The organism is Flagellimonas sp. S3867 (assembly GCF_014698935.1).
In the GTDB taxonomy this organism is placed as follows: domain Bacteria; phylum Bacteroidota; class Bacteroidia; order Flavobacteriales; family Flavobacteriaceae; genus Flagellimonas.
In genome coordinates, this window is record NZ_JACVMN010000001.1 from 626,579 (window position 1) to 650,440 (window position 23,862).

Annotated in this window: 18 protein-coding genes; 8 read left to right on the plus strand and 10 right to left on the minus strand. The window is 39.9% G+C overall.

What is annotated here, in order from left to right; all coding sequences use genetic code 11:
• Positions 1-3: 3 nt before the first annotated feature.
• Together IAG46_RS02845 and IAG46_RS02850 are read right to left on the minus strand one after the other, a co-directional pair.
• On the minus strand, positions 4-1,356 hold the full coding sequence (locus IAG46_RS02845) for a DUF1552 domain-containing protein (protein WP_190808807.1): 1,353 nt from the start codon (positions 1,354-1,356) through the stop codon (positions 4-6).
• 11 nt (positions 1,357-1,367) lie between these two features.
• On the minus strand, positions 1,368-4,949 hold the full coding sequence (locus IAG46_RS02850; RefSeq protein ID WP_190808808.1) for a DUF1592 domain-containing protein: 3,582 nt from the start codon (positions 4,947-4,949) through the stop codon (positions 1,368-1,370).
• Positions 4,950-5,240: 291 nt separating this feature from the next.
• On the opposite strand from IAG46_RS02850, the gene IAG46_RS02855 reads away from it, so the two are divergent.
• Complete coding sequence (locus IAG46_RS02855) at positions 5,241-5,657, plus strand: hypothetical protein (protein ID WP_190808809.1); 417 nt, start codon at positions 5,241-5,243, stop codon at positions 5,655-5,657.
• A 129-nt stretch (positions 5,658-5,786) separates the two neighbouring features.
• A complete protein-coding gene (locus IAG46_RS02860; protein ID WP_190808810.1) occupies positions 5,787-7,889 on the plus strand; it encodes a DUF4139 domain-containing protein in 2,103 nt (700 codons plus the stop codon).
• A gap of 50 nt (positions 7,890-7,939) precedes the next feature.
• Here the strand turns inward: IAG46_RS02860 and IAG46_RS02865 are convergent, their stop codons facing one another.
• From IAG46_RS02865 to IAG46_RS02890, 6 genes are read right to left on the minus strand one after another with little or no spacing between them, the layout of a single operon-like run.
• Positions 7,940-9,112, minus strand: coding sequence for a flavohemoglobin expression-modulating QEGLA motif protein (locus IAG46_RS02865; RefSeq protein WP_190808811.1), 1,173 nt, complete (start codon positions 9,110-9,112; stop codon positions 7,940-7,942).
• The gene (locus IAG46_RS02870) at positions 9,109-9,936 is read right to left on the minus strand and encodes an N-formylglutamate amidohydrolase (RefSeq protein WP_190808812.1); all 828 of its coding nucleotides are present in this window, start codon (positions 9,934-9,936) and stop codon (positions 9,109-9,111) included. The genes IAG46_RS02865 and IAG46_RS02870 overlap by 4 nt, the downstream gene beginning before the upstream one ends.
• A complete protein-coding gene (gene gshB / locus IAG46_RS02875; protein ID WP_190808813.1) occupies positions 9,929-10,960 on the minus strand; it encodes a glutathione synthase in 1,032 nt (343 codons plus the stop codon). Before gshB ends, IAG46_RS02870 begins: the two co-directional genes overlap by 8 nt.
• Before the next feature lie 19 nt (positions 10,961-10,979).
• The gene (locus IAG46_RS02880) at positions 10,980-12,305 is read right to left on the minus strand and encodes a dicarboxylate/amino acid:cation symporter (RefSeq protein WP_190808814.1); all 1,326 of its coding nucleotides are present in this window, start codon (positions 12,303-12,305) and stop codon (positions 10,980-10,982) included.
• A gap of 57 nt (positions 12,306-12,362) precedes the next feature.
• Positions 12,363-13,427, minus strand: coding sequence for a chorismate synthase (gene aroC, locus IAG46_RS02885; protein ID WP_190808815.1), 1,065 nt, complete (start codon positions 13,425-13,427; stop codon positions 12,363-12,365).
• Between the two features lie 57 nt (positions 13,428-13,484).
• Entirely contained in the window at positions 13,485-16,394 is a 2,910-nt protein-coding gene (locus IAG46_RS02890) for an FAD-binding and (Fe-S)-binding domain-containing protein (protein WP_190808816.1), read from the minus strand.
• Positions 16,395-16,480: 86 nt separating this feature from the next.
• On the opposite strand from IAG46_RS02890, the gene IAG46_RS02895 reads away from it, so the two are divergent.
• Complete coding sequence (locus IAG46_RS02895; protein WP_190808817.1) at positions 16,481-16,975, plus strand: hypothetical protein; 495 nt, start codon at positions 16,481-16,483, stop codon at positions 16,973-16,975.
• Between the two features lie 102 nt (positions 16,976-17,077).
• The gene (locus IAG46_RS02900; RefSeq protein WP_190808818.1) at positions 17,078-18,187 is read left to right on the plus strand and encodes a TlpA disulfide reductase family protein; all 1,110 of its coding nucleotides are present in this window, start codon (positions 17,078-17,080) and stop codon (positions 18,185-18,187) included.
• Between the two features lie 59 nt (positions 18,188-18,246).
• Here IAG46_RS02900 and IAG46_RS02905 read toward each other — a convergent pair whose 3' ends face one another.
• Positions 18,247-18,897: a rhomboid family intramembrane serine protease gene (locus tag IAG46_RS02905; RefSeq protein ID WP_190808819.1), complete on the minus strand. Its 651-nt coding sequence runs from the start codon at positions 18,895-18,897 to the stop codon at positions 18,247-18,249.
• 53 nt (positions 18,898-18,950) lie between these two features.
• Here IAG46_RS02905 and IAG46_RS02910 point away from each other — a divergent pair, with 53 nt between their 5' ends.
• From IAG46_RS02910 to IAG46_RS02925, 4 genes are all read left to right on the plus strand, one after another.
• Entirely contained in the window at positions 18,951-19,847 is an 897-nt protein-coding gene (locus IAG46_RS02910) for a lysophospholipid acyltransferase family protein (protein ID WP_190808820.1), read from the plus strand.
• Between the two features lie 16 nt (positions 19,848-19,863).
• Positions 19,864-20,724, plus strand: a complete 861-nt coding sequence (locus tag IAG46_RS02915; RefSeq protein WP_190808821.1) for an alpha/beta fold hydrolase — start codon at positions 19,864-19,866, stop codon at positions 20,722-20,724.
• Positions 20,725-20,798: 74 nt separating this feature from the next.
• Positions 20,799-21,791, plus strand: a complete 993-nt coding sequence (locus IAG46_RS02920) for a sterol desaturase family protein (RefSeq protein WP_190808822.1) — start codon at positions 20,799-20,801, stop codon at positions 21,789-21,791.
• 68 nt (positions 21,792-21,859) lie between these two features.
• Positions 21,860-22,393 (plus strand): nuclear transport factor 2 family protein, encoded by a 534-nt coding sequence (locus tag IAG46_RS02925; RefSeq protein ID WP_190808823.1) that lies wholly within the window; start codon positions 21,860-21,862, stop codon positions 22,391-22,393.
• A gap of 1 nt (position 22,394) precedes the next feature.
• On the opposite strand, the gene glmM is transcribed toward IAG46_RS02925, so the two are convergent.
• On the minus strand, positions 22,395-23,786 hold the full coding sequence (glmM, locus tag IAG46_RS02930) for a phosphoglucosamine mutase (RefSeq protein ID WP_190808824.1): 1,392 nt from the start codon (positions 23,784-23,786) through the stop codon (positions 22,395-22,397).
• Positions 23,787-23,862: the final 76 nt, after the last annotated feature.

A 23,862-nucleotide genomic window follows, 5' to 3' on the forward strand; every position in this document is an offset into this window, starting at 1 on the left:
CTCCTATAATATTTTTGTGTCCAATGTTCCAGTGCTATCCGAAAAGCTTTCGGTTTCAATGTCCAAGGTGTTCAACATGTTCACAAACAGATTGGACATAGGTTTCTCATCAAACTTTTGATAAGACCCATGATTTAGGCCCATATTGGCGCCTCCGGCCAATACCAAGGGATAATTGACCGCATTGTGAGTTGTACTGCAAGCACTGCCATAAAGTATCATGGTGTTGTCCAATAGAGACCCGTGTTCGTCATGCGTATTTTTCATACGATCTAAGAAATAGGCAAACTGTTTGGCCAACCACTGGTCATATCTACCCCACTCTTCCCAATGTCCGGCACTAAGATCATGGCTAATGGTATGATGTCCTTTACTTAATCCCAATGCCAATTTTGGGAAGTTCTCACCTAGACCCAATCCATCTTCACGGGCCATCATATAGGTCATTACGCGGGTAAGGTCAACTTCCATACCCAAAACCATAAGATCAAAGGTTGTTTTGATATACGCTTCCGGGTCGACTTTTACATCCACATTAAAATCAATGTGACCGGTACTAAAATCCTTCATCGGGATGTCCAACCATTGTTCATTACGCTTTACCTGCTCTTCCACAGAATTTAAGGAATGCATGTATTCATCCATTTTGGTCTGGTCGTGCTTCCCTAAACGTTTGTGCAATCGTTTGCTGTCTTCCAGGATCAAATCCACAATTTTCTTGTCCTGCTGGATGCTTTTTCTACGGGCTTGGGTGGTGGCCCCTCCTCCTGGCGCAAAGTACCGTTCAAAGATTTCACGGTGTCGGTGTTCCGAAGGAATAGGTTTACCTGATAGATCAAATGACAAGGTGGAAACCCTTGACTTATAGCCAATTCCACCATCTGTGGACAGAGCTAAATATGGATAACGCGTATGCTTACTGAACTTTTGGGCTACCAATTGATCAACAGAAATGCTGTTCATATAAGCACTTCCTCTAACATCACCTCCCGTTAACCAGGTATCACCCGCCAAATGTCCCAAAAGGGCTCTACTACGTGGGTGACTCAAACCACCAATAATGGACATATTTTCCCGATGTGCCTCCAAAGGTTTTAGGGTCTGGGTAAACTTGTAATCCCTTCCCTCTCCCATGGGGAACCAACTCCATTTCTTATGAAATGAACTTTCTGCAGGTGGCAGACCTACCCCATTTGGGAAATACACAAAACAAAGTCTTTTCATGGCTTCACTCGAGGTACTTGTGCTTTTAAGAACACTTCCCATGCCCATTGCTTCCATATACGGAATCATGCAACTGACGCCAAGTCCTTTGACGAACGTTCTTCTATCTAAATGCCATGATTTTCGGGCCATAATTGAATTATTTAAAAGTCACCAACAAATGATTTACTGGTTATAATATGTTCAAATACTGATTGAAAATGATATCCATCTTCCTTGATGGCGCTAACTATGGATTCAATCTCAGGTTCATCAACAAAGGTGACATCGCGTCCCACTGCATAGGTAAACAGATGTTTGACCAAAGACCGCGTAAAGTCGTCTATTTTTTCATTTAAAATATACGCTTTTATTTCATCAATCCCATCAACTTCCTTACCGTCAGGTAGTTCAGTTTTTACATCGATAGGATTACCGTTATTGGAAACCGTTTGAAACAGCCCAACAGCGTTGTAGTTTTCGAAAACAATTCCGAAAGGATCAATCTTTCTATGACAATCCATGCACGAAACCTTGTTACGATGCAGAAACAACTGTTCTTTTAAGGTCATTTTATCAAAACCGGGAGTCTCTGGGTTCAATTCGGGTACATTTGGTGGAGGGTCAGGTGGTCTATCTCCTAAAATCCGAGATCGTAGCCATACAGCTCGCTTTATTGGGTGAGCCTGGGTTCCATCGGAATGTCCACTTAAAAAGGAACCCTGCGAGAGAAGCCCTCCTCTTTTAGAATCCGGAGCTAATGCAACCGGCCTAAAGTGATTTCCCTTTACCCCTTCTATACCATAAAATTCGGCCAAGTTTTGGTTCAACATGGCAAAATCGGATTCAATTAAATTACCGATGTACATATTACAGTTGAGCACATGATGTACAAACTGATAGGTTTCCTCGGCCATATCCCGTTTTACAAATCGGGTGTAGGCTTCATATTCATTTACATTGGTGCTCATGGTTTCATGACGATCTAAGCGAAGCCACTCTTTGGAAAAATTACGGACCATTTCCCAAATCTTATCATCTTGCAACATACGTAGCACCTGCTTTTTCAATTCTTTTTTGCGATGCAGTTTACCTTTGTCGGCCAATGTCAAAAGCTCTTGGTCCGGTGGGGAATCCCAAAGGAAATAGGACAAACGCGACGCTAAGAAATACTCCCTTTCATCATCAGAGGTTCCTTTTTCCGGTTCGGCCAAATAAATAAAGCTTGGGGAACAAAGTATGGCGACAAGTACCTCTTTTACCCCATCCTCGTAGCGTGCATAATCATCCTTTATGCCTCTCCAAAATGCCAAATAGGGTTCTACCTCTCCTTTATCCAGAGGACGCCTGAAAGCTCTTTCCATAAACCTAGACAATACTTGGGTTGTATATTTCTCTTTGTCCTCACTGTCTGTAGAGTCGAAAAATATTGAGGTATGACTCTTGGCAGGCCATTCGGGGTAATAAGGAGCTTCAAATTCTATTTCATGGACCAATAATGGTGGTCCGGAATCCCTATTGTCTTTCACCAAATAATCATTCCATATACCCATTCCCATAATGTTGGCCAAAATCTCTGTTTCTAAAGTATCAATTACAGGAATCGGCAAATCTTCAAGCCTTCCTTTGAAAATATATTGTCTTGGTGTTTCTGAATTAATAACATTTCGGTATTCATCAAAGTTTTGGTAATCGATACCATCATCGGTACGAGAGCCTGCAAAAACACGCATAATGGGTGAGGCAAGTTCATATTTTAGCCTACTTTCTTCCTCTTCATTATCCAACTGAATGGCAACAGGGTGGTCATCAGGAAAAGGGGTTACGATTACTTCACCAAAGCCTACAAAAAAACGTCCGCCAATTTCCAGGGTATGTTCTCCTTCTTCCAAATAGGCCAAAGTGAGCGGTGTGACCATATCCAATTCCTCTCCTTCTGGCTTTCTCAAATGCAGACGTTCTTGCAAACGAAATTGGTCCAGGCGAATGTTAATAGAAGGCATACCATCTTGAGCTGCGTAGGGGTGCGTAAAATCCAGTTGATAATAGCCCGTTTTGGGAGCAAAAAAGGTGGTTTTTGCGTAGCTGTATTTGGTCAAGTCCTCTGCGAGGGAGTATTTTCCTTTACTTAATAGGTTGGTCTTATTTGTAAATGCCTTGGCCCGAAGCGATATGGTACTTTCCATTTTCTCTGCCGGAACCGGAGTACGCAGACTGATTAGTCCTTCCTTTTTTACATGTTCTTGATACCCTTTGGAAGCTTTAACCCGAAATTCGAAATCGCCTTCCATGGGAAAATAGTCCTTGACCAATAATTTTAGATTTGGAGAAGGTCCTTGCCAAGATTTGGGGCTTACTTCTTTATGTGGCAAAGCGGAATACAGAATAACACCATTTTCTACCACTTCGTAGCGATCGGCATGTGAACCTCGCATACCAACCCCAATGTTTTTTTTGACCTCGATAAAATAAGCTTCTTCCAGGCTATCCTTTGGTTGAACAGGTAATCCATTTTCATCCAAAATATCAACTACAAGGTCATCTGAACTAATTGGAGCGCTTTGATATCCTCCTACCATTGCCGATGGCAAATCGACCCCAATGTCTTTGCCGAATTTAATTCGATAGTGAGTGGATTTTGGGATTTCGATGGGTGCAATGGCTTTGTCCAAAGCTTCACGGGCAATTTGCTGATAATATTCAATGTGCAAAGCTGATGTCTGTAGTTCATGCCCATTATTGCTGAAACCCATTTCAGACTTTTCGTCATCTGGTAAAACGTCACCAAAATTGACAGTAACATTCAATAATTCATTGAGTGAATTGGTGTATTGCTTTTTGGTCAACCTTCGTATTATGGATGTCTGACTGGATTTTTTAATTTTTATAGCATTTTGCACTGATGCTGTAACCCAATCTACCAACATCCTACGTTCCTCGTCGGTTAGTTGCTCCTCTTCTTCTGGAGGCATTTCACCGCTATTGATCATGTCCAGCATTCCTCGCCAAGTCGAAGCATCTGGTCCTTTAATCAAATCCGGGTTGATCCCATCTAACCGAAGTCCAGCTTTTTGTTCTTCGGGTCCGTGGCATTGTACACAGTATTTTTCGATTACAGGTTGAATGTCCGCATCGAAATCATAGGTGCTTAAGGTTTTGTTCACCTTGGAGTTGTCCATGGCCACCAAACCTTTTAATGCATAAGGGTCATCACCAAAAATTGAACGAATACCATCAGGAAGGTTTTTGGTCAAATAGTCGGAGCCATGGGTTACAGAGCCTCCGTAGTGCCCGGCAATAGTCAGTAAAACCACATTTGTAAAGAGTGCCACTTGATAAACGGAAAAGCGTCCTATTTTTTTTGCAATTTCTTTTTTATGGATTACATAGAGCCAAATACTAAAAAGTGCGGTCGCCAAACCAAACCATTTATGAAGCCTAAACACATCACTTCCATAGCTGCCAGAGGCTGCTAAAAGGGTGCCAGCCAATACCGAAGGTATTGCCGTGATAACAACAAACTTGAGAATTACTCCTCGAATGTGTGACATATGTGGTTTTGGCACTACTATTTCAAGAATGAACAGACACAATAGGGTACCAATAGGAAGATGTACCAAAATGGGATGGAATTTCCCGAAGAAATCCAAAAACCAAGGTATTTCGTTCCCTTTTATGGGTAAGAAAGGAATCGCCACAAGTACCATGGACAGTACTAAGATTTTAATTAAGCTATTGCCCTTCATTTAGTGTTAAGTTTATTAGAACTGCCTTAATTTTATCCGCAAAATCAAATGCGGTTGGCATGTTGTAACAAAATTAGGTGAATAAAACACTGAACTTCACCAAAATACTTGCATCATTCAATACTTAAATTGCATAGTAGCAATGAAAAAGTTAAAATTTGAACAAAATTGTAGTGATTTGATAATTACAATGGGAGTAACAAAGGGTGATTGGAATTATTTCAAATATTAGCGTATCAACATAAGCAACGGTTTTAAATTTCGTTTATCTAAATATAAAAGCCTGGTAGTATGAAGCATTTGCTATTTGCAGTTATCTTGGTCACATCCTTAACAAGATGTTCCAACAACGATGATGATATGAAGACTGATATTATATCTGGCACTTGGAGCATTAGCAATATTAGTGGTGGGTTCGCTGGAATCAATGACGACTATGCATCTGGAATAATCACTTGGACGTTTTCTGCAACAACTTCAAAACTACAAGTGGTAAACAATAACGGTTTGGCCGGGATTATTTATGACGGATTACCGACCGGTACATATGATTATACCATTCTAGGCACGGAAAAAGAGTCTTTTCTTAGCATCAATGGGCAAGAATTTGCTGGAATTATTGTTTCCGAAGGTCAGCTGGTACTTGATCAGAATAAAATGTCCTCAGGTTCGGGTGCGGATGGGTTTGTATTACGATTCAATCCTTAGCAGCGCTTCCATTTTTTACTTACTCAACCAAAATACTACTTCACCTTTAAATGTACTTCGTTCACACATTTAAGGTTTCAATCCCACTTCTTAGGATTTAAGTTCACCCAAACTTTAAATCCAACTGTCATGAAAAAATTACTATTCTTTTTCGTCCTCTGCCCTATATTGGGGTTTGGGAATGATAAAAAAGTGCCATCATCAATTAAAGATGTAACAGTCTATTTAAGCGGAGCTCAAATCTTTCGCAAGGCACAATGTCAACTTAATGAAGGCAAGAACAAGCTTGTTTTCACTGGGCTTTCTCCAAAAATTGAGGAAAGCAGCATTCAAATCTCGGGTCTACAATCAGTTTCTATTTTATCCATGTCCTACGACCTGAATTATTTAGCGAAAACAGAAAGTGACCCCAATGTGAAACAATGGGAAGATGAAATCGTGGAGCACCAACATCAAACAACACTACTTAACCATATCATTGTAGGTTTGGATGAGGAAGAGAAAGTGATTACCTCCAATAGATCAATCAATAATAGGGTTCAGTCGTTGGATTTAAATCGCGTTAAACAAATAAGTGCTTATTATAGAGAACGTATCACAGAAATACGAAATGAAATATTCAAAACAAACCTCAAAATAAACGAGCATAAACTTGAAATCAACAAACTCCAAAAGCAATTGGCTGAAATCAACAATGCCCCAGAAGAAGAACAAGGTGAACTTACCATAACTTTTGATGCTCCGATTTCTATTGATTTGAATCTATCCATATCCTATTTGGTTAGGGATGCAGGTTGGATTCCAAATTATGACATCAAATCTAAAAAACTCAATGCTCCTATAGATTTAGCTTACAAGGCCCATGTATACCAAAAAACTGGGAAAGACTGGGACAATGTCAAAGTGACCTTGTCCACGGGCAACCCCAAGGTTAATGTAAGTAAGCCCAATTTGGGTACCAAATACCTCAACTTTGTGAGTAGATATGCCAAAAGACCTAAAGCTACCCCTAAGAAAAAAGGGTACGCTTATAACCCCTTGGTCCGAAAAATTACGGGAACTGTTGTTGACGCTTCCGGTGCGCCTTTACCAGGAGCCAATGTGGTGGTCAAAGGTACCCGTAAAGGTGCACAGACCGATTTTGATGGAAATTTTGAACTTAACGTGTCATCAGGCAAAGAACTTTCCTTTTCTTATCTAGGTTATGTTACCCAGCAAATCCCTATTTATTCCTCAGTAATAAATGTGCAATTAGAAGAGGATGCTGTTGCATTGGATGAGGTTGTGGTTACTGGAATGGGAATAAAACGTGAAAAAAGAGTAGTTGGATATGCCCTGTCCTCTGTTTCTGCGGAGCAAATGCTTCAAGGGAAAGTAGCAGGTGTGAATGTGAGAGGCCGCTCAAGCAATTCGATTAGAGCGAACTCAAACATATCAAGAATACTGCCCCCACTTTATATTGTGGATGGTATGCCTTTGGCTGGATTTATGGAAGGTGATCTGGATGAAAATGAAATTCAAAGCGTCGAAGTATTAAAAGGAGCTGAAGCCTCTGCAATTTATGGCAATCGTGGAACAAATGGGATTATAGTGATCACTACCAAAAAGAGTACCATTCAAGATGATTTGACGAATACCAAATTTGTAATCAAAAAGACCTACTCCATAATTTCAGATGGAGATATCACGGCTATTGAGATCAATACTTTCCAATTGCCAGCTGAATATGAATATTTTGCTGCTCCCCTGATAAATGAAAATGTCTTTCTAACCGCAAGCTTGAAGGATTGGGAAAAATTCCAGTTGTTACCTGGTGAAGCGAATGTCTATTTTGAAGGAGGTTATGCTGGTAAAACGAACATTGACCCCTTTACAGTTAAAAAGGAAATGATCCTTTCATTGGGAATTGATCCAAATATTACCGTGAGCCGTAAACAACAACGTAATTTCAAAAGCAAATCCTTTACCGGAAGCAACCGTATTTTAGATAGAACCTATGATCTGGAAGTGAAAAACAACAAAAACTTGGCAGTTAACTTGAAGTTAATCGACAGAGTACCCATTTCCCAAAACAAGGACATCAAAGTAGATGATATCGAACCTCAAATGGCAAACTACAATAAGAAAACTGGCTTGTTGACATGGAATATGAAATTGGATAGTCAAGAAAGTAAAAAAGAAAGTTTTTCTTTTCAAGTAAAGTATCCCAGAGGCAGATATATCTCCCTATAAATTAATTATGGATACCATTCTGACTTAGTACGCTAATTCAGAATGGTATTTTACTTCAGATTGTTCAAAATAAAGTCCAAGGTGGGATTGGTATTCAGCTTTTGGTTAAAGGAAAGTCCTTTATGGGTAATGGGTTGTGCCAATCCCAATGTTTTTAAATATCTGATAGCTTCCTCATCATCTAAAGCTACTTTACCGGTCAACAAAATATCAAGGCTTTCCTCACTTTGATAGCGTTTATATATTTTTCTAAGTCCGCTCAAATACAAACGATCTTTGGTAAACCCACCTCCTCTATGTGCTCGAAGGGTTATGCCAAATGCCTCATGTTTATTCAACTTGTATTGCCCATGAATTAGATCGAAGGTATCGGCAAATGAATATCCTTTGATTAAACTATCGGCTGCTAAAACACGGTAGGCCAATTCTTTTAGTCGTTTTAACGTGAGCGCACCGCCCATATACTCGCTAAACACAGCTAAACCTTCTTGGGTTTCCACATTTTTGGGCAGCCCATTGGAAAAAATCTTAAGTGGCTGAAGCAACCCGTTATAGGTTGTGACCAAATGAACTCCAATTTCATGATTGGCCAAGGTCAATAATTGGTTTTTACTGAATTTGATATTCTTTTTAATCAATAGCGCTTGTTCACTATTGCTTACCATGGCTTCCGCAGCCATGTTTTTTGAGAATCTTATATTCAATGGAAAATCGTATCGCTTTGCGAAATTTTCAAAGTAATCACATGCCTCTTCTGGAGAGAATACCTTTTCCATATCTGAAGAAGCGGGTTCATCATCAAAATGAAGAATGAACCGTGCGTTTTGTACATCCCGCTCGGTTGGTGTACCGTAAACACGCAACGAATTATAATAGAACTTCTTTCCCCTGCCAATCGTTTCAATACATTGGATCATGTTGGAATAGTGATAAATCACTTCTTGGTATAATCGTCGGATTCGCTCGTCGTTTATTCGTTCCAAACGTTGAGAAAAGAACAACCTGTGCAACTTATAAGGGTCAAATTTGAGCTTTGGATATTTGAACTCAGGTTCCGTAGTAAATTTTGAAGCAAAAAAACGCTGTTTTTCCCTTTCAATATTCATGGGGTTTACATAGCCCAGTAATTCTATACGGCGAACCAAACGGTCAAGATTGGAATCTATCTCAAACAGATGTCCATATTCCTTTTCCAAATCTTGTATTTCCTTTGTGCTAATCATGCCTTTGCCCGTTCAAATTCCTTCACCATTTCAGGAATCAAAATCTTTAACTGGTCTTCTACAGAACAAACTACTTCCGGATATATGATTCCGGTTAGTTCATCACAGTATATTTTTGAAATCTCTGTCGCCAAAACCAAGGTATTCTTAAAATTCTTAGTGATAAATTTCAAAAAATGACCATTGCCTTGAAAGGTGTCATTGATTTTTGCCGTCGATGTTATTCCATTGGGTAATTTCACATTTTGCAACATGGACCTCCAGAGCTCCACCAAATTCCCATACCTGCCATTGTCAATATTTGTGGTACCCAAATTCCAAACAGGCACTTCCCTATCCCAGCGTTTCCAATTATAACTGTGCATATCAAAAACCAATGTATTTTGAAACTTGGATTCCAACTTGCCCATTAGGGCCTGAACCACACGGTAGAAATTGGAGTGTTTTTTTTGACTATGTTGTTTTTCGTCTTCGGGCAAGGGGTTTTTCCATAGTTGTTTGCCCCATGCTGTATCAAAAATAGCAGTTTCGGGAGGTCGGTTCAAATCATATTCAAATCTACTGTCACATCCAGCGATTACAATGGGAAAACTTTGCACGAATTGTTTGGTACATGGGTCCTCTTCATACCATCTTTCATAAGTTGTATGAAGACAATTCTCCCAAAGGGATCTTCTAAAATGATGCCCATCATGAACAGCTCCGCAAACAAAGGGTGTATATTTTTCAATCTTTATGGTGAATGAATAATCCTCAGAAACGGCTTCAAAACAGGTTTCCTTTTCAATTAATCCGATTATGTCGTCAACACTGCATCTATGCATTTTCCACTTCACTACGTAATCTAGACCTTCGGTCAAAGGCCTGTAATTTATCCACCACCTTACTTTCAATAAAGTCGATTACCTTGCATTGGGCTTTAGTTTTATAGACTTTGTTGATGTACGTTATCCCGCCTGGAGACATTACGTTTACCTCAACCAGCTTGCCTCCAATTACATCGATACCCACAAAATAAAGTCCGTCTTTGACCAGTTTGGGACCTATTTGTTTACACAGTGCTTTTTCTTCTTTGGACAAAGAGTGCTTGGCCACTGTTCCTCCAGCGGAGACATTGGAGCGATGATCGTCCGATCCAGGAATTCTGCGCATGGCGCCAATAGGTTCGCCATTAAGCAATAAGATCCTAACATCACCTTGGTCAGCACCTTCAATATATTCTTGAAGAATTACATAATTGGAAGAACCGTCTGCGTTGGTCACATAAAAATCCAATAAGGATTTAATATTGGACATAGCAGATTTTTCAATAAGAATAACGCCTGACCCCCCAAAACCGTTTAGGGGTTTCAAAATCATCTTGTCCGCTGCAGATTCCTTGATCTGCTGAACTAAATATCTTTTGTTTTTGGACACATGGGTCGCCGGAATGATGTTACTATGGCTATCTCCAAAGGCGGCGGTGTACAGTTTATTGTTTGCTTCGCGCAGTCCTTGAAGAGAGTTCACAATGAATACATCGTCCTTCACCGAGTCCAAAAAATTGAGCATTATTGGGTCTAATGGAGGGTTTGCCCTCATAAAAATGACATCAAACCCAGCCAATGGAAGCATTTCTTCTCGTAAAGAAGCTTGTTTGTAAAAGGTTTTTAAACTGCTGGAAATCTTGTCCATACGATTGATCACGGTGCAAAATGCACTGGTCACACTATTCCGAATGGTCAAATTTGCAGGGGTACAGAGGGCAACCCCGTGATTTCGCTTAACGCACTCATGAATAAGAGCAAGACTTGTATCATTTTCGGGTTGAATCTCCTCCCATGGGTACATTAAAAAACAAATGTTCATAACGTATACTTTTTATTGCTTATCTAACTTCGTCCAAATGGTCATCCCATTCTTTTATGTTTGGTTTGCCAAGTTTGCCCACAGATTTTGCCACCATCATCGAAACCGTTGCATCTCCTGTAACGTTTACAACTGTTCTGCACATATCCAAAGGTCGATCTACGGCAAATATCAAGGCCAAACCAATTGCTAACTTGTCAGCAGGGAAACCAATCGCTTCCAATACAATGACCAACATTACCATACCTGCTCCCGGTACTGCCGCAGACCCAATTGATGCCAGCAATGCCGTCAGCACAATGGTCAACTGATCTCCAAAAGACAAATCAAACCCTAAAGCTTGTGAAATAAAGACGGCGGCAACACCCTGATATAAACTGGTTCCATCCATATTAATGGTCGCACCCACTGGTAAAACAAAACTGGATACTTCTTTATCAACTCCAATATGTTCTTCTACCCTTTCCATGGTCACGGGCAACGTCGCTGCGCTGGAACTTGTTGAAAATGCAAGTAGCTGGGCAGGGCTAATTTCTTTTAAAAACCAAAAAGGGTTCTTTTTTGTAAATGTTGAGACAACAATGGTATAGAAGATTATCATCAATAACAATCCACCAACAACCACTCCGGTATATCTTAGCAATGCCAATAACAAATCGGGGTCGCTCGATGAAACCACCACGCTGGCCAAAAGCGCGAAAACGGCATATGGGGCCGAAAGCATAATTAAATCGACCATTTTGAGTACAACATCGTTTAATGAGTCAAAGAAATCCTTTAAAGGTTTAGCTCTTTTTTCACCGATGAGCAACATGGAAATACCAAGAAAAATGGTGAAAAATATAACCTGTAGCATCAAACCATTATTGCTCATTGCTGCCAGGGCATTGTCTGGTACCATATCAACCAAAAACTGTAATGGTCCACTCTCCTTTTGGCTCATCGCCTCGTTCATTTTGGAGGTAACTCCTTCGGAGGAGGCATAGGCTTCTGTCAATTTGGCTACTGTTGCTTCCGAAATTCCATCACCCGGTTTCAATAAATTTACTAGAACCAAACCAATCGTGATTGCAACGACTGTAGTTAGAATGTAAATACCTATGGTTCTGATGCCTATGTTTCTGAATTTAGATATATCCTTTAAGTCAGATATCCCTTTGACCAGGGAGGCTATTATGAGCGGAATTGCAATAAGTTTAAGTAGTTTTACAAAAATGGTTCCAAGGGGTTGAATCCAATCCGAAACAAAACCTTTTCCCCAATCAACTTGGATCATAACAAATCCAAATACAATCCCTAACAGCATCCCAATTAGAATCTGCCAGTGCAGTTCAAGTTTACGCATACGTAGTTTTTAGGAAAGGAAGATACTATTTTGATCGGAAAAACCCTTACCTCGGACTTACATTTTATTGGAACGTGCCAAAAGGGTGTAATCTGCCAATACAAGAGCGGCCATTGCCTCTACAATGGGGACTGCCCTTGGCACAACACAGGGGTCATGCCTACCTTTACCCTGGGTGGTAACTTTTTCGCCATCTTTATTGATGGTTTCATAAGATTGTAACACAGTAGCCACAGGTTTAAATGCGATATTGAAATAAATGTCCATTCCATTGCTGATTCCTCCCTGTATACCTCCACTTCTGTTTGTTGTAGTTGTGCCATCAGTGTTATAGGAATCGTTGTGGGCACTGCCTTTCATTTTAACTCCATCAAAACCACTTCCATATTCAAACCCCTTAACAGCGTTGATAGAAAGCATAGCTTTTCCCAAGTCAGCATGTAATTTATCAAAAACAGGCTCTCCAAGACCAACGGGTACATTTTGAATTACACAGGTTACAACTCCGCCAATAGTATCGCCTTCTTTTTTAATGGATTTGATATAGGTTTCCATCTTTTCTGCGGTTTCTGGATCAGGACAGCGTACCGGGTTGGATTCAATTTTAGAGAAATCAAGCTCTTGATAAGGCTTCTCCAATTTCATATCGCCCACTTGAGATACAAATGCATTGATCTTCACATCACCAAGAAGTTGTTTTGCAATGGCTCCAGCCACTACCCTACTTGCTGTTTCGCGAGCTGAGCTTCGACCGCCGCCGCGATAGTCCCTAAAACCATACTTTTGGTCATAAACATAATCAGCATGAGAGGGTCGATACGAGTCTTTTATATGGGAATAATCTTTTGATTTCTGATTGGTGTTATGAATTGCAAACCCTATCGGAGTCCCCGTGGTTTTACCTTCAAACACTCCAGAATAAATTTCAACTATGTCAGGTTCTTTTCGTTGCGTGACAATAGCAGATTGACCAGGCTTTCTTCTGTTTAAATCCAATTGGATTTTTTCTATATCCAATTCTAATCCGGCAGGACAACCATCTATTACGCCTCCTAAGGCCCTACCATGTGATTCTCCAAAAGATGTGAGCTTAAAAAGTTGTCCAAAAGTATTTCCTGCCATATGGTAAAAGTTCAGTACGTTTCAAAGGTAGATGTTAAAACTTATTTTCGAAAACAATTAGTCTACCAATGCTTGTAGCAATATAGAAACCGGATGTTGTGCATCCCTTTCCGTGCCATCTTTGATTTGATGCCTGCAACTTGTTCCGTTTGCCGATATAATGGTATCCGCTTTGCTCTTTCTTACCGCTGGGAACAATTTCAACTCTCCAACCTGCATGCTTGTTTTGTAATGCTCCTTTTCATAACCAAAAGACCCGGCCATTCCGCAACATCCCGAAGGGATAATGGTAACCTTATAGTTTTTGGGAAGGTTCAAAATATCGAAAGTTACCTTTTGGTTGGACAAGGCTTTTTGATGACAGTGATTATGAATTTTCACTTCTCTTTCATCACTTGTAAAGCTTTCAGGTATGATATGCCCTTTTTCTATTTCTGAAGCTAAAAACTCCTCTATCAAAAAAGAGTTCGAGGCCAATTGGTCCACTTTGTCTTTATTATCGTGAAGTCTTTTGTATTCGTCCCGAAAAGACAGGATTGCGGAAGGTTCAAGCCCTATAATAGGAGTATTCTTTTCCAAAATACCACCCAGCTTCGAAATATTGGCTTCTACTAGCTTCTTCGCTTGTTTCAAGAATCCTTTAGAGATATAAGTACGACCACTTTCTCCATAAAAAAGCTCAATATTATAACCCAATTTGCAAAGTAGTTCAATGGCATCCTGACCAACTTCAACATCCAAATATTTTGTGAACTCATCGATATATAAAACAACCTTCTTGTCCGAGTCAATTGATGTCCGGTGCTTTTTTAAATGCTTCCCAAAATCAAAATTATGGACTTGTGGAAAGCTCCTTTCCTTGGCAACTCCCGAAACTGATTTAAGTAAACCCACGAGAATATTGGATTTATAGACCGCATTTGTCAAACCGGACATCTTGCTACCTAACCTATTCAATCTGGTGTTATGCGCAAATAACTTACTTCGCAATGGATATCCGTTTGATTCCTGATATTGGAATAGAAACTCTGCTTTCAAAGTGGCAACATCCACATTACTTGGGCATTCGCTAGCACAGGCCTTGCAGCTCAAACACAGGTCAAACACTGCTTTCAATTCCTTTTGGTCAAATCGGTTTGGTTTTTCGGAATTGGTCAAAAACTCACGCAATGCATTGGCTCTACCTCTTGTAGTATCTTTTTCATTTTTGGTGGCATGGTAGCTGGGGCACATCCCTCCAGACATGTTATGACTTTTTCTACAATCTCCGCTGCCATTGCATTTTTCTGCGGCCTTCAGAATGCCTTCGCTATCTGAAAAATCCATCAAGGTTTCTACTTCGGGTTCTTTCCGGTCAATTTCATAACGCAGGGATTCATCCATGGGGAAGGCATCCACAATTTTCCCAGGATTAAAAATATTGTTGGGGTCAAAAACGGATTTTACCCGTTTAAGCAGCTCATAATTGGCATTACCAATCATCAACGGAATAAATTCGGCCCTTACAATTCCATCTCCATGTTCTCCACTAAAACTTCCCTTGTATTTCTTAGTGAGTTTTGCCACATCGGTGGTAATCGCTCTAAATAATGCGACGTCTTCTGATTTTTTTAGGTTTAGAATAGGCCTTAAGTGTAGTTCACCAGCTCCGGCATGGGCATAGTAAACAGCTTCTTGGTTATATCCCTTCATGATTTGGGAGAATTCCATGATAAAATCCTTCAAATCTTCCAAGGCAACCGCCGTGTCTTCAATACAGGCTACTGCTTTTCTATCACCCACCATATTCCCCAACAAACCTAGTCCCGCTTTTCGAAGTTCTATGGCCTTGTTGATGTCATTTCCTTTTAAAATAGGATTCGCATAACTTAAACCTGATGCTTCAATTGTTTGAAGCAATGCTACTAATTGCTTTTCAAGATGCTCTTCAGAATGAGCCTTAACTTCCAACATTAAGATTCCGGCAGGATCTCCATCCACAAAAAATCGATTGGCAAATTGTGCTCGATTGTTCTTTGTGCAATCCAGAATGACTTTGTCCATCATCTCGCAGGTATGCAAACTATGTTGCATTACCGGCGCAACGTCGCTCAAACAGTCTTCAAGCGTTTTGTAATGCGTAGCCACCATTGCCGATAATGGTGGTGGTAAATCATCTAATTGTAGCGTGATTTCCGTAGTAAATGCCAAAGTACCCTCACTTCCAGAAAGGAGTTTACCCAGATTGAAATCATCTGTTTCTGTTCCAAAAACAGAATTCTTTAAAAGTTCATCTACGGCATAACCCGTATTTCTTCGATGGATACTTGGCTTTGGAAATTCATCTTGAATATTCTTGATATTATCTTGGTCAGAAAGCTCCTTTTCCAAGGCGGCATATATTTTTCCTTCCAGTGAGTTTCCAATTTTTTTAGAATGAAATGCTCCTTCGTCCAAATCGCCAAAATGCGCTTCACTACCATCAGAAAGAATGCAGCTCAAGGCCACCACTTTATCTCTGGTAACACCGTATTGAATAGAGGTAGTTCCGGAAGAATTGTTCCCCACCATTCCTCCGATCATACAGCGATTAGAAGTTGAAGTATTCGGCCCAAAGAAAAGACCAAATGGTTTTAAATATTGGTTGAGTTCATCACGAACAACGCCGGGCTGTACTTTAATCTGTTTTTTCTTTTCATCCAACTCCAGTATTTGGGTAAAATGCCGTGAAACATCCACTACAATTCCCTCACCCACACATTGTCCGGCCAGTGAAGTTCCAGCGGTTCTTGGAATAAGGCCCACTTCATTCTTGTTTGCAAAGGCCACTAAAACCTTTAGGTCTTTCGCTTTTTTGGGATAAGCTACGGCTGTTGGAGTTTTGCGATATACCGATGCATCTGTTGCGTAAAGTGCTTTGCTTAAATCGTCCGTTAACAACTCACCTTGTAGTTCTTCTGAAAGTTTTTTTAATAGCGTTTTATCCAAAATGGAACAATTTTTGGTCGTCAAAATAGTTTATTGTCAAGAAGCTTTGCAAAGCTATCTTTAATTTTTAACTAAACGAGAGACTTATGAAGATTACCACATTATTAACTGGTGTTTTTTTATTCGCAACAATTGCCATGAGCGCACAGGATATTTCTGAGCATGCCTTGGGACTTCGATTGGGTGATAGTGACGGTTTTGGTGCCGAAATTTCATATCAAAAATCCATTGGAAGATACAACCGCGCCGAATTTAACTTAGGATGGCGTGATAGTCGTGCTTTTGATGCCTTTAAACTTGCCGGAGTGTACCAGTGGGTACATCAACTGGATGGAAACTTTAATTGGTATTATGGCGTTGGTGGGGGACTTGGAAGCGTAGATTTTGAGCCAATTCCCAATAGTGCCGATGATGACGGCCTTTTTGTCTTCGCTGCCGGTGACATCGGGGTCGAATACAATTTTGATATTCCACTATTGCTTTCCCTTGATTTTAGGCCAGAAATAGGACTGCTAGGCTATGATGGATTTGACAACGATTTTGATTTTGATGTCGCCCTCGGGATACGTTATCAATTCTAGTTAACACATAATTTATAAGTACCCTTTGCATTCAAGAGTCATATGCAAAGGGTTTTTTTATGCCATATGGAATGAATACCTTAGCGCATTAAAACGCAAAAAATGAAAAAGATTTTTGGATTTGTATCTGCAATCACACTTTTAGTCTCTTGTGGTTCCGGTTCAGATGGATATACTTTGAAAGGCACCGTTGCAGGTGAGCTAGCAGAAGGCACACAGGTTTTTCTTAAGACCACGGACTCACTCAACAAATTGATTGAAATTGATACAGCTACGGTATTAAATGGCAATTTTAGCTTTGTGGGCACTCAAGAAGAGCCCAAACTTTACTTTATTTTCTTAAGCACCAATCAAGGAAGCATCCCTTTTGTTCTTGAAAATGAAGACATCGACGTAAAATTCCAGAAAGACAGCCTGCGATTTGCCAAAATAAAGGGCACTGTCCAAAATGACCTTTTCATGAGCTTTCAAGAGGAGTCCATAAAGCTTCAGGATCAGTTTAATTCTATGAGAGATGATATGCGGTCAGCTTCGCAGCAACAAGATACGGCAACGGTAACGGCATTACGGGAAGAGTTTTTAGAGCTGCAAGAGGAAGCCAAAAACTTCCAAATAAGTTTTCCAAAGGAAAATCCAAATGCCTTGATTTCTGCGCATATCCTAGGCAATCTTATGGCGCAAAAAGTAATTTCGGAAGATGAGGTCAAGGAAATTTTTGAATCATTCACACCTGAAATCAAACAATCGGAACCGGGAGAACGTCTTAAAGAACAGTTGGATAAACTTAAAACAACCCAAATTGGCGGTGTAGCACCTGAGTTTTCTGCTCCAACACCAGATGGAGGAACCTTAGCTTTAAGTGAAGTAAAAGGAAAGGTGACCTTAATCGATTTCTGGGCAGCATGGTGTAGACCTTGTCGTATGGAAAATCCAAATATCGTTTCGGTCTATAACAAATATCATGACAAGGGACTTAATGTAATCGGTGTGTCGCTGGATGCCCGTGCCGAAGATTGGAAGAAAGCTATTGAGGCAGATGGCCTTGATTGGAACCATATTTCAAACCTTAAGCGATTTCAAGACCCAATTGCACAGTTATATAACATTAATGCTATACCAGCAGCTTTTCTTTTGGACGAAAATGGCGTAATTGTAGCTAAAGATCTAAGAGGACCTGCACTGGAGGCAAAAGTGGCCGAGTTGCTGAATTAAAAAATACTTTTTAGAAAGAATAAATGGGCCAAAGCATGTGTTTTGGCCTTTTTTATTCGCTATATCTTACCCATCTTTTCAAGAACAAGAAGGATGATTATTGGAATGGCCAATAATATCACGATCCAAGTATCGGTAACCAACAGTTCTGGTCTAAACAAGAGCGTAATTGCGTAACCGCCTATCGCCCCACCAAAATGTGCAGAATGCCCAATATTTCCCAATCGGCTTTTCATACCATAAATAGAGTACAATAAATAGGCTATTCCCAAAACATAGGCAGGTATCGGTATCGGAATGAACATAATTCCCAATTGCATGTTAGGATTGAGTAAGATTGCAGCATATAATATTCCGGTGACAGCTCCGCTTGCCCCAACCGCACTATAATAAGGTTCATTTTTATGAAAGAACAAGGCCAACAAACTTCCACCCAATAGGCTTATGAAATAAATGATAACAAACTTTGAGGCACCAAAACCATTGATCACCACATTCGCAAAGAAATAAAGTGTAAACATATTGAAGAACAAATGGGAAATATCCACGTGCAGAAAGCCCGAAGTAAGCGTTCTTTCCCGCTGTCCCGCCTTTATGCCCCCAATACTGAATTTATAGCGTTCAAAGAACGAAGTGTCGCTAAAGCCTCGTAATGAGACTAATATGTTTGCTGCAATAATGGCAATCGTTGCAATATGCAAATTGTACATAAGCCTTAAAATTTGGGGTTAAATATAGCTATATTTGCCCACAAGAATTACGTATGCAGCTGGCTGTTTTTATACTTGCTTATCCCCTACTCTGGTTGATTTCCAGACTTCCCTTTAAACTTCTTTATCTCATATCGGATGGGGTGTTCATTTTATTGTACCATTTAATTGGTTACCGTAAAAAAGTGGTTCGAAACAATTTGGAACTGGTGTTTCCAGAAAAATCAGATGCCGAACGCTTAAAGATTGAAAAGAAGTTTTACAAGCATCTTTGTGACATGTTTCTCGAGATGATAAAGACGCTAGGGATCAGTGACAAACAAATGAGAAAAAGATATGTTTTTACCAATGTTGAAGAGATTCTGAAGTTAGAACGTGATGGTAAAAATGTAATGATAATGATGCCCCATTATGCTAGTTGGGAGTGGGTTTTCAATTTAAACTCGTTCATTAGTGCCAAAGCCTATGCCATATATCAGCCCATTAACAATAAGTATTTTGATAAAATGGTCAGGGATATACGAAGTAAGTATGGCACCACATTGATAAGAACTTTTGAAAGCAGAAAAATAATTAGGTCCGCTAAAAAGGCAAATGAACTTGTAACGGTAGGAATCATAAGTGATCAATCGCCAATGTTGAACAGAACCCGACATTGGGCAAAATTTATGGGTATTTTGGTCCCTGTGCATGTTGGAGGTGAAGAAATCTGTAAGGAACATGACATCGTTCCGATTTATTTAAAAGTTAGAAAGTTAAAACGGGGACATTATCAAGGAACCTTTAAAGTTCTTGCTGAAAAGCCAAAAGAAATAGAGGGATATGGAATTTCTGAATCTTTTCTCAGTGAAACCGAAAAATCAATTCAAGAAGCACCAGAATATTACTTTTGGACCCACAAACGCTGGAAACACAAGGACAAAGTGCCCGCAGCATTTCAAAAGCCATAAATTATAAATGTCCTTTATGCCTAGGTTTAAAAAAAGATATATTCTTCTTGCCTTGGTGCTTGGCTATCTTCTCTTTGCCAATTCTTGTATGACCATGCGAACATCGAATAGAGGCACTACCCATTTTTTTGAAGAGCAACAGGTCAGCTACATTGATACCAACCGCACTATTCAGCATAGAAACCTTCATTACATTCAAACCGGAAAGCAGGATGGCTCAACCTTGGTTTTTATCCATGGATCACCCGGTAGCTGGGATGCATACAAGGCCTACCTGACAGACTCAACATTGTTGGAGAAATTCAGAATTATCGCACCGGACAGACCTGGATTTGGAAAAAGTGATTTTAGAAAAAGTATGGCGCTTAAACCGCAAGCCTTGGTGTTAAACGAGCTGCTTAAACAATTGGATAATGGTAAGCCTTTTACCTTAATAGGACATTCGTATGGTGGGCCACTCATTGTGCAAATGGCCTTGGAACAACCAGCATTATATACTAATTTGGTCGTACTTGCAGGGGCTTTGGACCCCGATGAGGAAAAGCCTGAGAAATGGCGAAAGCCCTTAACATGGATTCCCTTAAAATATTTGGTCCCTGGAGCCCTTAAACCTTCCAATGATGAATTGTGGATGTTGAAGCAAGATTTAAAACAGTTGGCTCCAAAACTGCACAAACTAAAACCCCGTACGCTAATTATCCATGGTAAAGAGGACAAATTGGTTCCCTTTCAAAATGTACCGTTTATGAAGGCAAAGTTTTCTGGGGTGGACAGCTTGAAGATAATTCCAATTGAAAAAGAGAATCATTTTATTGTTTGGAACCAAGAACAATTGGTAAAAGAATCCTTAATTCAATGGCTTACTGCCAGCAAATAGCTTGCTAATAAGTTCTACTTTGTTATTCGTCTAAATTTTATCGCAGCAAAGATATTTTTCCATAATATGCTACTATGGAAATTTTGTCAAGTTTATTTGAAGAGATCATCGGGTTTTTGGGAATTTCGCAAGCATTGGAAATCCTGAAGAGTGGTGATTATACCGCATTTAAGACCTATGAAGGTGTAGCTTCCCTCATCTATCCCATAATTCCACTACTATTATTGCTTGAGTTTATTGCAGGATTGATTTATAAAAAACCGCAGTTAAAGGTTTATAAAGTCAATTTCCTTATTTACATTTTCAACAGATTTGTCGGCCGTTTTATAGCTATAGCCATGGTAGCTTTTTGTATTGGTTTTTTTGAATCCTATGCACTATTCGAAACAAGTCCAACCTGGTATTGGTTCATCTACGCTTATGTAGTGTGGGAATTGGCCCACTTTGTCTATCACTATCTGGGACATAAAGTCAGAATTTTTTGGTGTTTGCATTCAACTCACCATGCTCCAGAGGACATGAATCTTTCCGTTACACATGCCCATTTTTTTTTAGAAGCCCCTTACGCTGATGTTATACGTACCACTATCTGTATTCTGTTGGGTGTACCGCCTGAGGTTTTGTTTGCCGTTATGTTTATTGATGGCACCTATGGTGCATTTATTCATGTGGGTGAAAACCTGATTAAAGATGCCCGCTTTGGTTTTTTGAACAAGATTATGCTTACCCCTTCACATCATAGAGTGCATCATGCCCGCAATCCGCTATATATGGATACCAATTTTTGTAATTTGCTCAATATTTGGGACAGAGTATTTGGCACCTACCAAGAAGAACAAAAAAGCATCCAAATTGAATATGGAATAACCCGTCAAATGGATTCGGGAAATTTTATCGATGTCTATTTCGGTGAAATTATAGCTCTTGTCAAAGATGTTGTTGGAGCACCTGGACTAATGAACAAACTTCGCTACCTGGTTATGCCGCCAGGATGGAACCATACCGGAGAGCATAAGACCGCGAAGCTGGTGAGAAACGAATATCTTAAAAATCTGCCCAACACTTAAATTTTTCCAAAAGTTGGAATGTCCAATGCTTTTGTTTCATAAATTGAGTGCAATTCAAACATCAAAAAATGAAACAATCACTTACCATTTTGTTTTTATGCTGCACTTTACTGTCCTTTGGACAGCAAAAGAAAACAGTGTCCAATGAAATCGTTGAAACTATTAGAGATGATGTCTGGATTCCGTTTATGGAAGCATATGCTGAATTAGATTCCGATAAATTGAAATCCATCCATTCCAAGGATATCGTTAGAATCACCATAGAACAAAACCAAATTGAAACAGGAGAAAAGTATCTGGAACATTTTGGGGACTTCTTACAGCATATGAAACAAGGCGGCAGCAAAGTTGCTATAGCCTTTGCCATTTTATCCACGGCTATTGACGAAAGTGGAACCATCGCTTATCAAACAGGATATTATCGGTACAGTTCAAAAAGAAAAGATGATGCCAAACTGTCCCCAAAAGGATATGGTTACTTCAATGTTGGTCTTAAAAAGGTAGATGGTACCTGGAAAATATGGATGGATTCTGATAAAAACGTTGAGATAACCCCTGAAGATTTTAATACACAGAAAATCCTATATGAATTGATGGAATAGGTTAATCCAATCCGGCAACTTCCTTAATCTCATTAATAATTCGATTGGACAGATCATCTGCTTCAATCTGGGATTGGGCTTCCGTATAAATTCTTATAATGGGTTCGGTGTTGGATTTACGTAAATGCACCCAGTTCTCCGGAAAATCAATCTTAACACCATCAACTGTAGATACCCGCTCGCTCTCATATTTTTGGTGCATGGCATCCAGAAGTGCGTCAACATCTAAATCTGGAGTGAGCTGAATCTTCTTTTTGCTCATAAAATAACTTGGGTAGCTAGCTCTCAATTCAGCAACCGTTCCTCCTTTTTCGGACATCAGCATTAAAAATAATGCGGTGCCCACCAAGGCATCCCTACCGTAATGACTTTCTGGATAAATGATTCCGCCATTTCCCTCACCACCAATTATGGCATTGTTCGCCTTCATTTTGGTAACCACATTCACTTCACCTACTGCAGTAGCTTCATAAGTGCCTCCATGTTTTTCGGTAACATCATGTAGTGCCCTAGTAGAGGACAAGTTGGAAACTGTATTTCCTTTGGTTTTACTGAGCACATAATCAGCACAGGCCACTAAGGTGTATTCTTCCCCAAACATTTCACCATCGTTGCTAATAAAGGCCAAACGGTCTACATCTGGATCTACAACGATTCCAAAATCAGCCTTTTCCTTGACCACCAATTCGCATATAGCGGTTAAATGTTCTTTCAATGGTTCTGGGTTATGCGGAAAATGACCCGTAGGGTCACAATATAGTTTAACCACTTCCACGCCCAATGCTTCCAACAATTTTGGAATGGCAATACCTCCTGTAGAATTTACACCATCCACAACAACCTTAAAATTGCTCTTTTTAATTACTTCCTTATCCACCAAAGATAGGTTCAGCACTTCTTTGATATGGGAGTCGATATAGGAATCGTTCTTAGTGATACTCCCCAGTTCGCCAACTTCGGCAAAATCAAAATCTTCGTTCTCGGCCAACTCCAAAATACGTGCGCCCTGTTTCGCGTCTAAAAACTCGCCTTTTTCATTAAGTAATTTCAGGGCATTCCATTGTTTGGGATTGTGACTTGCCGTAAGAATGATACCTCCATCGGCTTTCTCTATAGGAACCGCAATTTCAACTGTGGGGGTTGTGGAAAGTCCAAGGTCTACCACATCAATTCCCAATCCAACCAAAGTGGATACCACTAGATTCTGTATCATTTCACCCGATAATCGGGCATCACGTCCAATAACAACGTTCAATTTATCTTTTCCTGAATAATCTTTTAACCAAGTCCCATATGCCGCAGCAAACTTAACGGTATCAATTGGGGTCAGATTATTGTTTGTGGCGCCACCTATGGTTCCACGTATTCCAGAAATTGATTTGATCAGTGTCATAGTTGTTGAAAAGTTTTTGCAAATATAACTGCCTATCTCCTATTCCATGTTTCGAATTTGTAAATTTCACAAAGAA